The following is a 14,965-nucleotide window of genomic DNA, read 5'->3' as shown; positions in this document are numbered from 1 at the left end:
TGTTTCCTGCCTTGCACTTTCGTCGCTGTGCTGTTGGTGACGCCCTCTCTTCATCCACAGGCGCGCTCCTCTGCTCGGCTTCGCCGGGCAAACAGAAAACGGCGCCCGAAGGCGCCGTTGAGCTCGTGCATAGAGGCTTTTACGCCAGACCGAATTACAGCAGCAAACGCCGGATGTCGGTCAGCACATCGGCCAAGAAGGCCGTGAAGCGCGCCGCGTCGGCACCGTTAATCGCGCGGTGGTCGTAGGAGAGCGACAGCGGCATCATCAAGCGCGGCTGGAACTCGGTGCCATCCCATACCGGCTTCATCTGCGACTTGGAGACCCCTAAAATCGCCACTTCCGGCGCGTTGACGATCGGCGTGAACGCCGTGCCACCGATCGAGCCGAGACTCGAAATAGTGAAACAGCCGCCGGTCATGTCGTCGCGCTTGAGCTTTTTGCTCTGCGCCTTTTTGCCCAGCTCCGCCATCTCCTTGGCGATCTCGATTAGCGACTTTTTATCCGCGTCGCGCAGCACCGGCACCATCAAACCGTCCGGCGTGTCCACGGCGATGCCGATATGGACGTACTTTTTCCATACCAGCGTTTCACCGTCGCCTTTCAGACTGACGTTAAACTGCGGGAACTTCCTCAGCGCAAAGGCGCACGCTTTCACCAAAAACGGCAGCGGCGTGAGCTTGGCCCCTTGGGCTTCCGCTTCGGCTTTCATCGCTTTGCGGAACGCTTCAAGCTCGGTGATATCCGCCTCGTCGAACTGCGTGACGTGCGGCACGTTGAGCCAGCTGCGGTGCAGGTTGGTCGCGCCCATTTTGAGCAAGCGGCCCATCGGCTTCTCTTCGATCTCGCCAAACTGGCTGAAATCGACTTCCGGCACCGGCGGAATACCGGCACCGCTCCCCGCCGCCGCGGCGGGGGCCGCCGCCTGGGTGCTGCCTTTATCGGCCAGCGCCTGTTTGACGTAGTTCTGCACGTCCTCTTTGAGCACGCGATCCTTGGGGCCGCTGGGCTTGACCAGCGCAAGATCCACACCCAGTTCGCGGGCGAGCATCCGCACCGCGGGGCCGGCGTGGACCAATTTACCATCGCGCGGCTTATGCGACGCCATCTGCGCTTCGGGGCTCGGTGTGCCGCCACTGCTTGCCGGTGTCGATGATTCCTTTTTAGCTGACGAGGCACCCGAGGAGGCCGACTTCTCCGACGTGGACTTTTTGGGTGCCGCTTTCTTGGCCCCGGCCACTTCGATGTAGCCGATGACATCGCCTTCAGAGACGGTGTCACCCTCTTTCACCGTGAGTTCCAGAAGCTTGCCTTTATAGGGGCTTGGCACGTCCATCGACGCCTTGTCGGACTCCAAGGTAATCAGCGGGTCTTCCTCATCGACCTCGTCGCCTTCGGCCACGCCGATTTCGATAACCGGCACGTCCGAGGAGCCGGAAAGATCCGGCACGCGAATCTCCTTACGCTCCGGCTCTCCGCTGGAAGCCTCTTCCTCTTCTGGCTCCTGCGGCTCGGCATCCTGACGCTGGTCATCGGACGCTTGCGCCTCACTCTCTGCGCTATCATCTGGCTCGCTATCGCCGCCTTCGCCGCTGACTTCCATCTGGCCGATGACGTCACCTTCGGAGACGGTATCGCCCTCTTTAACCGTCAACGACACGATCTTGCCCGAATGGGGGCTGGGTACGTCCATCGAGGCTTTGTCAGACTCCAGCGTAATCAGCGGGTCTTCCGCGCTGACCTCATCGCCTTCGCTGACGGCCACTTCGATGATCTCGACGTCTTCCGCGCCACCAAGGTCGGGGACTTTGATGTCCACGGTCTTTTTACCCCCGCCGCCGGCAGCCTTCTTGGGCGCCTCTTGCTTGGACGATGACGACTCTTGCGATGACGACTTCTCCGGCTCAGACGCAGACTCAGGCTCTGACGTTGATTCGGATGAGTCTGTCTCACCGCTGCCTTCGGCTTCGATCTCGACGATGTCGTCGCCTTCCGAGACGGTGTCACCCTCTTTGACCAGCACCTTGATGATTTTGCCGCCCTTAGGCGCCGGGACATCCATGCTGGCCTTGTCGGATTCCAGCGTGATCAAGGTGTCTTCCGCCTCGATGACATCGCCTTGTGACACCGCAATCTCGATGATTTCGACATCGGTGTCGCCGCCGATATCGGGGACTTTGATGATTTCGCTACTCAAGGTCGCGCTCCTCTCAACTCGTCACACACCGGCGGGCCTCCCCGCCGGATAGCGAATCAACTGGTCAGCGGGTTGGGCTTGCTCGGATCGATACCGTACTTTTTCAGCGCCTCGCCCACTACTTTACGCTCAAGATCGCCCCGATCCGCCAGCGCTTTCAGCGCCGCCACGGTGACGAAGTAGCGATCCACTTCAAAGAAGTAGCGCAGCTTCTCGCGGGTGTCCGAGCGGCCAAAACCATCGGTACCCAGCACGCTGTAATCGGTGGGCACCCAGGCGCGCACCTGATCGGCAAAGAGCTTCATGTAGTCGGTAGCCGCGATCGCCGGACCCTCGCGCCCTTCCAAGCACTGGGTCACGTGCGGCTTGGGTGCTTCATCGTCCGGGTTCAAGAAAGCGGTGCGCTCAATCAACAGCGCTTCGCGACGCAGCTCGTTAAAGCTGGTGACGCTCCAAATATCGGCGCCCACGTGCCAGTCGGTTTCCAAGAGCTCGGCGGCCGCTTCGACTTCACGCAGAATAGTGCCCGAGCCCATGAGCTGAACGCGCGCCTTGTCACCCTTGGTTTCACGCAGCAGGTACATGCCTTTGATGATATCGTCGGCAGGCACGTCGTCGAGCGCCGGATGCTCGTAGTTTTCGTTCATCACGGTCAGGTAGTAGAAGCAGTTCTCCTTGTCGGTGAACATACGCTTCAGACCGTCTTGCACGATGACCGCCACTTCGTGACCGTAGGTAGGATCGTAGCTTCTGCAGTTGGGGATGGTGGAGGCCTGAATCAGGCTGTGGCCATCCTGGTGCTGCAAGCCTTCGCCGTTGAGCGTGGTGCGCCCGGCGGTGCCGCCCACCATAAAGCCGCGCGCCTGCAGGTCACCCGCCGCCCAGGCGAGATCGCCAATACGCTGGAAGCCGAACATCGAGTAGTACACATAGAACGGCAGCAGCGGCAAGTTGTGGTTGCTGTAGGAGGTCGCTGCGGCAATCCACGCCGACATCGCACCGGCTTCACTGATGCCCTCTTCGAGGATTTGGCCCTGCTTATCCTCGCGGTAGAACATGATCTGGCCTTTATCGACCGGCTCATACTTCTGCCCTTCAGAGGTATAGATGCCGAGCTGGCGGAACATGCCTTCCATGCCGAAGGTGCGCGCTTCATCGGGAATGATGGGCACCACTTGCTTGCCAATCTTTTTGTCTTTGACCAGGCCGTTAAGAATCCGCACAAACGACATGGTCGTGGAGACTTCGCGCCCCTTGGAGCCCCCCATCTGGGAGTCGAAGGTCTTATCTTCCAGCGACGGAATCGGCAACGACTCGAAATCGGCGCGACGCTGGGGCAAGTAGCCGCCAAGACGTTCGCGCTGCAGGTGCATGTACTTAAGCTCGGGGGAGTCATCGTCCGGCTTGTAGTAGGGCACCTCTTTGAGCTGCTCGTCGGAGAGCGGAATACCGAAGCGGTCGCGGAATTTCTTCAGCGCTTCGTACTCCATGCTCTTGACCTGGTGCGCTTCGTTGGCGGCTTCGCCATCACCGCTGCCCATGCCGTAGCCTTTCACGGTATGCGCCAGAATGACCGTCGGCTTGCCAGCGGCGTTATTGACGGCTTCGTGGTAGGCCGCATACACCTTGAACGGGTCGTGGCCGCCGCGGTTAAGCTTCCAGATGTCCTCGTCGGACATATTCTTGACCATTTCCTCGGTTTCGGGGTACTTGCCGAAGAAGTGCTCGCGGGTGTACGCGCCGCCGTTGGCCTTGTAGTTCTGGTATTCGCCATCGACCGCTTCGTCCATGCGCTTTTGCAGGACGCCTTTTTTATCCTGCTCGAACAGCGGATCCCAGTGGCGACCCCAAACCACCTTCAGCACGTTCCAGCCCGCGCCGCGGAAGACCCCTTCAAGCTCGTCCATCACCCGCGAATTACCGCGTACCGGGCCATCAAGGCGCTGCAGGTTACAGTTGATGACGAAAATCAGGTTATCCAGGTTTTCGCGCCCGGCCAGAGAAATCGCGCCGAGGGATTCTGGCTCATCGCACTCGCCGTCGCCCATGAAGCACCAGATCTTGCGATCCTGCATGTCTTTCATTTCACGCGAGTCGAGGTACTTCATCACGTGGGCTTGGTAGATCGCCATGATCGGCCCCAAGCCCATGGAAACCGTGGGGAACTGCCAGTACTCCGGCATCAGCCATGGGTGCGGGTAAGACGAGAGACCGTTACCGTCGACTTCCTGACGGAAACTGTCCATCTGCTCTTCGTTTAAGCGGCCTTCCAGAAACGAGCGCGCATAGATACCCGGTGCGACATGGCCCTGAATGTAGACCAGGTCGCCTTCAAAATCGCCGTTAGGCGCGCGGAAGAAGTGGTTAAAGCCAACATCGTAAAGCGTCGCGGAGGACATGAAGCTGGCAATATGCCCGCCCAACCCGGGCTTTGCGCGGTTGTTACGGATGACCTGCGCGATAGCGTTGTAGCGGATTAAGGAGCGAATGCGGCGCTCCATAAACAGATCGCCCGGCATCGGCGCTTCACGGTGAACCGGAAGCGTATTGCGGTGCGGGGTTGTCACTGAGAAGGGCACCTTCATCCCGTCTCGGCGCATGCGATCCGCCAAGCGGGTCATCAGGTAGCGGGCTCGCTCTTCGCCCTCACGATCCAGTACCGACTCCAGGGATTCTAGCCACTCCGTGGTTTCGGTCGGATCGAGATCTTCTCTTGTCTCCAGACTCATAGAGGTCTCTCCGAATGACGATAAATGACAGTAGCCCCGCCAACCTTAAGGGGCCAAGGCGTGCGGCCTCATCGATTGCCGCAAGCCCTACACCACCGACCCAGCGGCCGATGTGGGATAGATTCTTCACTACATTCAAGACATTAAGCAAAGCTTGACACACTTAGAATGTAGTTAAGCTACATAATATTGGCAAAAATTAGCCTTTTGTATAGCTGAAGATACCGCAAAGTCGCTGTCCTGCCAATTGCAAAAAACGCCGAAATCTGACGTAAAATAGCATAATGCACCGCAACATGAGCTCTTTTTAACGCTAAGCGAGTTAACTTGCGGCTGACAGCGCAAATGTAGTTAAACTACCGTTTCATCGTCTACTTTCCACTTTCCCGCATTTCTTGCTCCAGCCGCTGCCGTAAGTACGCCCAATCAAAGGCGGGGCCGGGGTCGGTCTTACGCAGCGGCGCCACCCAGGCGTGGCTGGTCATACGCGTTATATCAAGCGCGGGGTAGCGCGCGACCAACCAGCGAATCAGCTGTGCTAGGCATGCGTACTGCGCCTTGGTGAAAGGGGTTACGTCGTCGCCCTCTAGCTCAATACCAATCGAAAAATCGTTGAGCGCTTGGCGCATTACACCTTGCCGCGCATCCCACCAGCGCGAACGCCCGGCGTGCCAAGCGCGTCGTCCTGTATCCACGAACTGCACACACTCCCCATCGCGGCGAATCAAAAAATGCGCAGATACACGCAGTGTAGCAATCATGGCAAAAAAGGGATGGTCCTCTGGCGCGAGGCGGTTGGTGAACAGCGCTTCGATGGCCTCGCCACCAAACTCGCCCGGCGGCAAGCTAATGGCGTGCAGCACGATCAAGGAGACGTCCCCCTGGGGGCGCTCGTCGGCGTTGGGCGACACCACCGCGCGCGCGCTGGGCCACCAGGTGGCGTTTTGCAACGACCGCTTTGGGGAGGGACAATCAGGTGAAGAACTAGCCACTCGGCACTCCTGCTGCTTATTTCGCGCGCCCATGACGTTACACGCGTTCTTTCACTATAATGGCGTTATACGCCAACCCACGCTCAGGGAATTGACACTTTTTATGCACTACTACACTGCCCTTGCGGAAGAGATTCGCGCTAACGCCGCTCGCTTGCTCTCTGAAGACGTCGGGCCAGGCGATATCACCGCCCAATTAATTCCCGACTCTCAGTGGGCTGAAGCACAGGTTATCACCCGCGAAAATGCCGTGCTCTGTGGCGTTGCTTGGGTGGATGAGATTTTCCGCCGCCTGGATAGCCGCGTGGCGCTAAAGTGGGAAGCCGCCGACGGCGACCGCTTGGACGCCGGTCAATGCTTTTTGCGCCTCGAAGGCCCAGCGCGCAGCCTGCTGACCGGTGAGCGCGCCGCCCTTAATGTGCTGCAAACCCTTTCAGCCACGGCCACCACCACACGTCGCTACGTCGATTTGATTGCCGACACCGGCGTGCGCCTGCTGGATACGCGCAAAACCCTGCCTAATATGCGCTTGGCGCAAAAATACGCCGTCACCTGCGGCGGCGGCCATAATCACCGCATTGGGCTGTGGGATGCGTTTTTAATTAAGGAGAATCATATCGCTGCCTGCGGCGGCATCGCCGAAGCCGTGAAGGAAGCACGCAAGCTTGCCAGCGATGTGCCCGTCGAGGTGGAGGTGGAGACCTTTGACGAACTGGATCAAGCGCTCGACGCTGGGGCCGACGTCGTCATGCTGGATAATTTTTCCCTCGACGAGTTGCGCGAAGCGGTCAGCCGGGGGCGGGGGCGTGCCACGCTGGAAGCCTCGGGCAATGTCGATACCGAGACGCTCAAAGCGATTGCCGATACCGGCGTTGACTGTATTTCAAGTGGCGCGCTGACCAAAGACATCAAAGCCATTGACCTCTCCATGCGCCTTACGCGCACGTACGCAGTCTAACACTCCCTTTTGCGCGCCTTCTCTAAGGGCTGGGCTTTTAGTGGGGCGGCTTGGGAAGGGGCTGATTAAACGGGTCACGTCTCTACGGCGAGCAGCGGCTTGCGCAAGTGGTAGCGCTGTAACGGTGCGCCGCCGCGCTCTACCCAACGCTCGCCGAGATTTTGCCAGCCGCGCCGCTCTAAACGCTCGTAAAGCACGCGACTGGCTTCCATCTCGATGGTGCTGCGCCCCGCTTCTAGTAGCCAGCGTTCGGCGTGAATCAGCAAGGTTGTCCCGATCCCCCGGCCGTTTAGCGATGGCCAAACGTAAAGGGTCTCAACCCGTCCGTTGCTGACATCAAGCTCCAAGAACCCCACGCAGCGCCCGTCGCAGGTCGCCACCAGTGTCGTGTAAAGCGGGTGACGCGCCGTCCAGGCACAGGCCTCGCGAGGGAGCACATTGGCCCAGGCGCGCCGCTCGTCTAGCGTGTAGTGGTTGGCGGCCCCCTGCATCACCGCATGGTAAAACACTTCGGCCTGATCGGCGCCGTCGCGTGCTAGTGCTTGGCGGTATACAACGCGTGGGGCCACCGCAGAAGGAGGGGGCGCTAACGCTTCGGTCATAATGGAGTCCTGCTTGCCCGATAGAATGGGCCCAACTTACCCTATACTGTCGTGCGCTTCACGCCCCCTTTGCGCTTATTTTCACGCCTTTACGTTGACCCTTTTACCCCTAACCACGGTTTGAACGCAGCGATGGATTTTACCCTCACGCCGATTGGCTATATCGAAAGCGACTACCCTGATAAATTTGGCGTGCCCCGGCAACCTGGGCTCGCGCCAGCGGCGCGCGCTAGTTTAACGCTCGTGGCGCCCTATGACGACCCGCTCTGCGTGCGCGGGCTGGAAGCGGTCAGCCACCTCTGGGTCAGCTTTATTTTTCACCACAACCCACCCACATGGCGCCCGCTTGTGCGCCCCCCGCGTTTGGGAGGCAATCGCAAGGTAGGCGTCTTTGCCAGCCGAAGCCCCAACCGCCCCAATCGCCTAGGGCTCTCGCTGATCGCGCTTGAGCGCATTGATACCCAGCGCGGCGTACGCTTGACGCTTGCCGGCTGCGACTTGGTAAGCGGCACCCCGGTGGTGGATATCAAGCCTTACCTGCCGTGGGCCGAGGCGAAACCCGACGCCAGCGCCGGATTTGCTCCCGCGCCACCGCTCCCTATCGACGTCGTCTTTCAGCCGGCTGCACGGCAAGCGCTTGCCCAGCGCGACGACAGCGACTCGCTACAGGCGCTGATTACGCAAGTGCTACGCCAGGACCCGCGCCCGGCGTATCAGCGAGATACCGCAAACGAGCGCATTTACGGCGTTAGGCTGCGTGATGTGGACGTAAAGTTTCAAGCGCTGGAGCCCTCCACCGCCGATAACAAAATGACCACGACCTTAGCGGTCGTGGCCATCGAAGCGGTATGAGCGACAGAGAATCACTTAGCTGGGAAAGGTAATGCCGATACGCCGGCCCACCTCTTCGTAAGCCTCGATCACGCCGCCAAGCCCCTGACGGAAGCGGTCTTTATCCATTTTCTCCCGCGTATCGGCATCCCATAGGCGGCAACCGTCGGGGGAGAACTCATCGCCCAGGATGACCTGGCCGTTGAAGACACCAAACTCCAGCTTGTAATCCACCAGGAGCATACCGCCCTCGGCAAACAACTGCTTGAGCACGTGATTGACCTTAAACGTCAGGTCCTTCATTTTGACCAGCTGCTCGGGTTTGGCCCAACCAAACGTCTCCGCCAGCGACTCGTTGATCATCGGGTCGCCCTTCTCGTCGTTTTTCAAAAACAGCTCAAAGGTGGGCGGCGTGAGGGTCATGCCCTCCTCCACGCCCAAGCGCTTGACCAGGCCACCGGCGGCAATATTGCGCACCACGCACTCCACCGGAATCATCTCCATCTTCTTGACCAGGCTTTCGGTGTTGGAGAGGCGCTTTTCAAAGTGCGTCGGAATGCCGGCGTCTTCTAAACGCTCCATAATAAAGGCGTTAAAGACATTGTTAACCAGGCCTTTTCGCGCCAGCGCCTCTTTCTTTTTACCGTCGAAAGCACTGGTATCATCGCGAAAATGGAGTACCAGCAAGTCAGGGTCGTCGGTGGTATAAACAGACTTTGCCTTACCGGCGTAAAGTTCTTGGCGCTTTTCCATGGAGGCTCCGAGAGAGTCGAAGGGGTAAATAAGTTAGCGTAAATAGCCCGCCACACGTTCTAGTAGCTCGCGCTCGTGCTCAGCACTAAGCTCACGCTCGCCCGCGCTTTCCGCACGCAGCACGCTCTGGTCACCGCCGGGCTCCAGTGTCAGGCGCACGCGGTAGGGCGAGGTATTGGTCAAGGGATTCATCATCCGCGACCAGAGGCTGAAATTGCGCAGCGCGCGCGGGGTGTACTCCACCACGAAAGCGTACTCAGAAGGCCGCGCTTCGATGACATCACGCTGGCCCTCCTCGTCGAAATCCAGTTCAAGGAAGTGGTCGAGTTCGGCCCAGACGCGATCGGCGCCGTGAGGAATGGACACCGTCCACTGCTCTCCCTCCTGACGGAACATGGGCGCCTGCTGATCGGCCCAGCGCTGGGCGTTGAGCGACGATGACAACGCCGTGCTTTGGTTACTGGCGCGAGCACTGATAAAGTCGTCAAGCGCGTCAAGGCAGCTTGGCAGTGGTGACCCTTGCCGCTCGCAGCGCACTTCGCTGCTACCGGCGCGCAGGGCACTTTGCAGGCGAATTTGCCCCTGCTGCATATCGATCACCCCTTGAGAGGGACTGACACGGTTCACGTCGACAGGCTGCGTGCGGATAAACGACTCAAGCAGCGGCCAAACCGTGCCCGCATCCGCCGCGACCACGAGCCAGCGCTGATCGCCAATTTCACGCGACTCCACAAAGGATGACTCGATGCCGCCAGCAAGGGTGAGCGGCTGCGGCGGGCGCACCTCGGCGGGCCCGCTCAAGCGCGCCGGGCTACCCACCTCGGGCACCGGCAGCGCGTTGCCATAGCGCGCTTCGTTGCGCGTCTCTGGCAAGCTCAGCGGGGAGCCCGACTCGACATCAACATAATCGAGATTGCGATCATCATAGAAGCCCTCGCGCGCGCAGCCTGACAGCGCCATCGCCGTTATCAGTGCCAGCGGTATCCATTTGAGCGCTGGGGTTTGCAACGCAGAGCTTTTAAGCGCAGAACTCATCAAGCCACCTTAACATTAACAAAATGGGGGCTAGGCACAGGCGTTAGCACCAAGCCAGCATGAAACTAGCGACCCGATCACTCCTCAATCACACCGGCAAGCTGAAGCGCCTCGCTGACGGTGGCGTGGTACTTTTCGGACAACCACGTGAGAGGTAAGCGAATACCGGCCTCGGCGTAACCCATGCGATTAAGCGCCCATTTTACCGGGATCGGGTTGGACTCGATGCCTAGGTTGGTATGCAGCGGCATCAACCGGGTGTTGATTTGGTGTGCTTTGTCCGCATCCCCGGACACCGCGGCAGTGCAGAGATCGTGCATCGCTTGAGGGGCGACATTGGCCGTCACCGAAATATCGCCGTGACCGCCCATCAGCATGAAATCGCAGGCGGTGGCATCGTCACCGGAGTACAGCATAAAACCGCTGCCCTTCAGGCGGCTGATCAAATCTTCCGCGCGCTCTAGGTTACCGGTGGCATCTTTCAGGCCGATAATATTTTGCACCTCGGCCAAGCGCACCACGGTCTCGTTATAGAGATCAGAGCAGGTACGGCCCGGTACGTTGTACAAAATCACCGGCAGTTTGCTGCCTTCCGCGACCGCCTTGAAGTGCTGATACAGGCCCTCTTGGGTGGGCTTGTTGTAGTAGGGGCAGACCGAGAGGCAGTAATCCGCGCCCACCTCTGAGGCGTAACGCGCAAGTTCGACCGCTTCGGACGTCGCGTTGGCGCCCGTACCGGCAATCACCGGGATACGGCCATTGACTTCTTCCACGACGCTTCGAATCACGTCAAAGTGCTCGGCGAATGACATCGTGGTGGGTTCGCCGGTGGTCCCCGCGGCAACAATGGCGTCGGTGCCGTTCTCCAGGTGGAAGTTCACCAGACGACGAAGCGCCTCCCAGTCGATGTCGCCATTGACCTTCATCGGCGTCGCTAGGGCGACAATGCTGCCTGTGATCATCCGTTTGTTCCTCAACTCAAAATAGGGGAGATAAGCGCCGCCAGCCGGCGGGCAATAAGTGCAAATGGTACTCAGGCGACTCGACCCTGTACAGCGCAAAGCTCGGCTGGTGGCGCATTTTTGCCCGACCACCCATTTTGTTGTTGCCCATCTTTGACAGCGACGCCCGGCTTACGTGTAATCATACGCTCTTAGACCTTAATGAGGAGTTTGCTATGAGCGTTGAGATTGGCCAACCCGTACCCGATTTTTCCGCCACGGCCACCGGCGATAAAACCGTGACGCTCTCCGAGCTACGCGGCCAGCAAGTGGTCATTTACTTCTATCCCAAGGCCAGCACCCCTGGCTGCACCACCGAGGGCGGCGACTTTCGCGACCGCAAAGCACAATTTGACGCGGCTAACACGGTCATCCTCGGCGTTTCACGCGACGGCATTCGCGCTCAGGAGAACTTTAAAGCCAAGCAGGACTTTAATTTCGATTTGCTCTCTGACAAAGACGAAACCGTTTGCCAGCTGTTCGACGTCATCAAACTCAAAAAGATGTACGGTAAAGAGCATCTCGGCATCGAACGCAGTACGTTTTTGCTCGATGCTGAGGGAAACCTCGCCCGGGAGTGGCGCGGCGTCAAGGTTCCCGGTCACGCCGATGACGTGCTACAGGCCGCGCAAGCCCTCAACGGCTAATCAAGTGGCTAGATAACGGCAAAGCCGCAAGGTCCCCTGCGCCGCCGCAGGGGCATCACATTAAAGTGTCGCCGGCTCATCCTCTTTTGCGCCACGCGAGACGCCCTTGGTTCTTGCCTCTCCGCCCCGTTCTTGCAGCCCGCGCGGCCATGCGTAAACCAGCGCCTTGAGCAAGGTGGCCAACGGGATAGCGAAGAAAACGCCCCAAAAGCCCCAGATACCCCCAAAAAACAGCACCGCAACAATGATTGAGACAGGGTGAATATTATTCGTCTCTGAGAACAAAATGGGTGATAACACATTGCCATCCAGCGCTTGAATGACGCCGTAGGCGATCAGCACATAGACAAACTCATCGCTAATGCCGAAGTGAAAGCCCGCCACCGCCGCCACCGGGAGCGTCGCGACCGCCGCGCCGATGTAGGGGACCAGCACGGAAAAGCCGACAAGCACCGCCAGCAGCGCCGTATAGGGCAGGCCAAAATAGGCAAACGTCAAAAACGCTACCGTGCCCACGATACAGATTTCGATAAATTTTCCGCGAATATAGTTGGCGATTTGCGCGTCCATTTCATGCCAGATGCGGGACAGCAAATCGCGCTTTTGTGGCAGCAGCGAAAGGGTAAACCCCACCAGCTTTTCCCGGTCCTTGAGCATAAAAAAGACCAGGATGGGCACTAAGACCAGATAGATAATCAGCGCCATAATATTGCCCAGCGACGCCAGCGAGAGGGTTAGCGCTCGCTGACCCAGCTGGCTGATTTCCCGACTGGCAACGCCGATCCAGCTCTGCATTTGATCCGGCGTGATTAAGTTGGGGTAGCGCGACTGCAGCTCATCCAACCAGTCTTGGCCACTGGCAAACATACGCGGCGTCTCCTGCACCAGCCCCACTAACTGATTCCAGATAAGCGGCATAAGAATCAACGCCAAGGTCAGCAACACGCTAATAAACCCCAGAAAAACGACTATTACCGCCAGCAGGTGCGGCACCCGCCGCCGGGTTAGGGCACTCACCGCCCCCTGCAACAAAAAGGCAATCACTAGCGCGGTAAAAAACGGCGCCAGCATACGGCCAAACCAGATAATCGCCGCGAAGCCGGCGACGAGCACCAGCAGCAGAATGATCGCTTCCTCATCGGAAAAGTAGCGCTCTACCCAACTTTTGAGGATGGCGCGCATGGTCATGACGCACTCACTCCGGCTTTACGAATCCAGTAATAGTAAACGCCCTCGCGCGCTTCGCGCGCCTCCAGGGTATGCGCGCTCTGTTCGGCAAAAGACGCCATGTCGCGCCATGACCCGGCATCCGTGGCCCGCACTTCGAGCAGCTTGCCCTCCTCCATCGAGGCCAACGCCTGCTTGGCTTTGAGTAGCGGCAGCGGACAGTGCAAACCGCTCGCATCCAATAGCGCATCAGGCTCACCGATACGGCTTGACTCTGTGTTCGTCTCTTTCGACATTCCCATCCCCGCTATGTTGGGCGTTTATGTGGCATGATGCGAGACATCAGCCCCGGGCGAAACGTTACGATTTAACGGCACTTCTCACCGTGATTCAATGTCACAACGTTGGCTTGGCTGATTTCAGCACGGCTGACGTAACCCTGCTGCTTACCATCATGCAAGAGGATGCTATGCCACGTCTTGGTCTCGCGCGATCCCGCTGGCTTTGTGCCGCCGCCTTAACCGCCAGCACGCTGCTATACAGTATGACCAGCGTGGCACAGGGCAACTCTCTTCAGGGCAACCCACTCCAGGGCAGTGCCCTACAAGGTAATGATTCACCGGGTAACTATTCACCAGGTAACTACTCACAAAGCAACTATTCACTAGGCGACTACTCACCAGGCAACTACCAACTGCCCTCTTTGAGCAGTGCGTCGTCATCGGCCAGCAGCGAAGAGAGACGCTTAGGGCGGGCTTGGCTGCGCCAGTTCCGCGCCCAGGCGCCGCAGTGGCAAGACCCTATCGTCCATCACTATCTTGACCGTATGGTCGCGCGTTTGGCTCCCCACAGCCAAATCAGTGGCATCGACACCATCACCGTCATGGTCGACAGCGCTGCACTGAATGCGTTTGCCGTGCCGGGCGGCGTGATCGGTGTCAATGCGGGGCTATTCGCCTTCGCGGAGGATGAAGGCGCCTTCGCCTCGGTGATCGCGCATGAGCTCGGGCACATCGCTCAGCGCCATCACGCTCGCCGCACCGCGCGCGCGGAGCAAACCCAGATACCCGCCATGGCCGCGATGCTCGCTGGCATGCTGATTGCCGCCAGCGGCGCTGGCGATGCTGGCATTGCCGCGGCGATGGGGTCGCAGGCAGCGCTGTGGCAAGATCAGCTCGCTTACTCCCGCCGTTACGAAGAGGAAGCCGATCACGTGGGGCTACAGGCGCTCGCCGCCGCCGGCTACGACCCCGATGCGATGGTCAGGATGTTTCGTGAAATGCAGCGTATGGCGCGGCTTCAAGGCGGCACTCCGCCGGAGTTTTTGCTCACCCATCCCATCAGCGAAAACCGTTTAAGCGATACCCAGGCCCGCGCTGCGCAGCTAGGCGCTACCAACTCGCCGCGAAGCGATACGCTCTACGACATGATGCGCGGCCGGGCGCTTTTACACATCCACGCCAACGACCCGCAACAGGCGCTCACGCGGCTGCGTCAGGAAAACGCCGATGACACCGCCATCACCTACCTAGGTGCGCTCATGGCCGCGCGTAACGGCGAGACGGACCAAGCCCTGCGCACCCTTGACCGCCTGGCGCGCGAGCACCCTGATTACACCGCGCTGCCCGCCACCGCGGTTCAAGTCGCGCTTGAAGAGGGGCGCTTTGACGTCGCCATCGAGCGCAGCCAGCGCCTTTTACGCCTGATGCCGGGGTACCTGCCGGCGCAACTCATGCTTGCCGAAGCGCAACTACAGCGTGACCCGGCCGCCGCCTTCGACTTGCTGCGCGACGTCGCCGCCGACCACCCGGAAAATCCTCAAGCCTTCAACCTATTGGCCGAAGCCGCCGGGCGCAGCGATCGCAATGGCTGGGGGCATTTAGCCCGCGCGGAGTATTTGCAGTTGACCGGGCGCGTCGATCGGGGCATTCAACAGCTCGATATCGCCCGCGATGCGGCCGAGCGTGAAAACGACACGAGAGTATTGGCGCGCATCGAGCAGCGCCGCGAGGCGTTTATACGCCATCGCGAGGCGCTCGATGAGTTTCGCTAG

At 59.5% G+C, this 14,965-nt stretch carries 13 protein-coding genes; 4 read left to right on the top strand and 9 right to left on the bottom strand.

Going from position 1 to position 14,965, the window contains the following annotated elements; all coding sequences use genetic code 11:
• Positions 1 to 154 precede the first annotated feature (154 nt).
• The 3 genes from aceF to ampD form a co-directional block, all read right to left on the bottom strand.
• Positions 155 to 2,197: a pyruvate dehydrogenase complex dihydrolipoyllysine-residue acetyltransferase gene (gene aceF, locus BQ9846_RS09265; RefSeq protein WP_075880701.1), complete on the bottom strand. Its 2,043-nt coding sequence runs from the start codon at positions 2,195 to 2,197 to the stop codon at positions 155 to 157.
• A gap of 56 nt (positions 2,198 to 2,253) precedes the next feature.
• Entirely contained in the window at positions 2,254 to 4,926 is a 2,673-nt protein-coding gene (gene aceE, locus BQ9846_RS09260) for a pyruvate dehydrogenase (acetyl-transferring), homodimeric type (RefSeq protein ID WP_075880700.1), read from the bottom strand.
• Positions 4,927 to 5,297: 371 nt separating this feature from the next.
• Positions 5,298 to 5,918: a 1,6-anhydro-N-acetylmuramyl-L-alanine amidase AmpD gene (ampD, locus tag BQ9846_RS09255; RefSeq protein WP_165697907.1), complete on the bottom strand. Its 621-nt coding sequence runs from the start codon at positions 5,916 to 5,918 to the stop codon at positions 5,298 to 5,300.
• Between the two features lie 103 nt (positions 5,919 to 6,021).
• On the opposite strand from ampD, the gene nadC reads away from it, so the two are divergent.
• On the top strand, positions 6,022 to 6,876 hold the full coding sequence (gene nadC / locus BQ9846_RS09250) for a carboxylating nicotinate-nucleotide diphosphorylase (protein ID WP_075880698.1): 855 nt from the start codon (positions 6,022 to 6,024) through the stop codon (positions 6,874 to 6,876).
• A 74-nt stretch (positions 6,877 to 6,950) separates the two neighbouring features.
• Here the strand turns inward: nadC and BQ9846_RS09245 are convergent, their stop codons facing one another.
• Positions 6,951 to 7,478: a GNAT family N-acetyltransferase gene (locus tag BQ9846_RS09245; protein ID WP_075880697.1), complete on the bottom strand. Its 528-nt coding sequence runs from the start codon at positions 7,476 to 7,478 to the stop codon at positions 6,951 to 6,953.
• Positions 7,479 to 7,610: 132 nt separating this feature from the next.
• On the opposite strand from BQ9846_RS09245, the gene tsaA reads away from it, so the two are divergent.
• Positions 7,611 to 8,330 carry a tRNA (N6-threonylcarbamoyladenosine(37)-N6)-methyltransferase TrmO gene (tsaA, locus tag BQ9846_RS09240; protein ID WP_075881716.1) on the top strand — a complete coding sequence of 240 codons (720 nt, stop codon included), beginning with the start codon at positions 7,611 to 7,613 and terminating at the stop codon, positions 8,328 to 8,330.
• Between the two features lie 15 nt (positions 8,331 to 8,345).
• On the opposite strand, the gene purC is transcribed toward tsaA, so the two are convergent.
• From purC to dapA, 3 genes are all read right to left on the bottom strand, one after another.
• The gene (gene purC, locus BQ9846_RS09235) at positions 8,346 to 9,062 is read right to left on the bottom strand and encodes a phosphoribosylaminoimidazolesuccinocarboxamide synthase (RefSeq protein ID WP_075880696.1); all 717 of its coding nucleotides are present in this window, start codon (positions 9,060 to 9,062) and stop codon (positions 8,346 to 8,348) included.
• Between the two features lie 33 nt (positions 9,063 to 9,095).
• On the bottom strand, positions 9,096 to 10,097 hold the full coding sequence (locus tag BQ9846_RS09230) for an outer membrane protein assembly factor BamC (protein ID WP_075880695.1): 1,002 nt from the start codon (positions 10,095 to 10,097) through the stop codon (positions 9,096 to 9,098).
• Between the two features lie 77 nt (positions 10,098 to 10,174).
• Entirely contained in the window at positions 10,175 to 11,059 is an 885-nt protein-coding gene (gene dapA / locus BQ9846_RS09225) for a 4-hydroxy-tetrahydrodipicolinate synthase (protein ID WP_075880694.1), read from the bottom strand.
• A gap of 215 nt (positions 11,060 to 11,274) precedes the next feature.
• On the opposite strand from dapA, the gene BQ9846_RS09220 reads away from it, so the two are divergent.
• Positions 11,275 to 11,745 carry a peroxiredoxin gene (locus BQ9846_RS09220; protein WP_075880693.1) on the top strand — a complete coding sequence of 157 codons (471 nt, stop codon included), beginning with the start codon at positions 11,275 to 11,277 and terminating at the stop codon, positions 11,743 to 11,745.
• A gap of 60 nt (positions 11,746 to 11,805) precedes the next feature.
• Here the strand turns inward: BQ9846_RS09220 and BQ9846_RS09215 are convergent, their stop codons facing one another.
• Positions 11,806 to 12,933, bottom strand: coding sequence for an AI-2E family transporter (locus BQ9846_RS09215; RefSeq protein WP_075880692.1), 1,128 nt, complete (start codon positions 12,931 to 12,933; stop codon positions 11,806 to 11,808).
• Positions 12,930 to 13,208 (bottom strand): sulfurtransferase TusA family protein, encoded by a 279-nt coding sequence (locus tag BQ9846_RS09210; RefSeq protein WP_075880691.1) that lies wholly within the window; start codon positions 13,206 to 13,208, stop codon positions 12,930 to 12,932. Before BQ9846_RS09210 ends, BQ9846_RS09215 begins: the two co-directional genes overlap by 4 nt.
• Positions 13,209 to 13,381: 173 nt before the next feature.
• On the opposite strand from BQ9846_RS09210, the gene BQ9846_RS09205 reads away from it, so the two are divergent.
• Positions 13,382 to 14,965 (top strand): M48 family metalloprotease, encoded by a 1,584-nt coding sequence (locus BQ9846_RS09205; protein WP_235818945.1) that lies wholly within the window; start codon positions 13,382 to 13,384, stop codon positions 14,963 to 14,965.

Source organism: Vreelandella massiliensis (assembly GCF_900155385.1).
Lineage (GTDB): Bacteria > Pseudomonadota > Gammaproteobacteria > Pseudomonadales > Halomonadaceae > Vreelandella > Vreelandella massiliensis.
The sequence above is the reverse complement of the archived record's forward strand: the minus strand, read 5'-3'. Positions and strand labels throughout refer to the sequence as shown.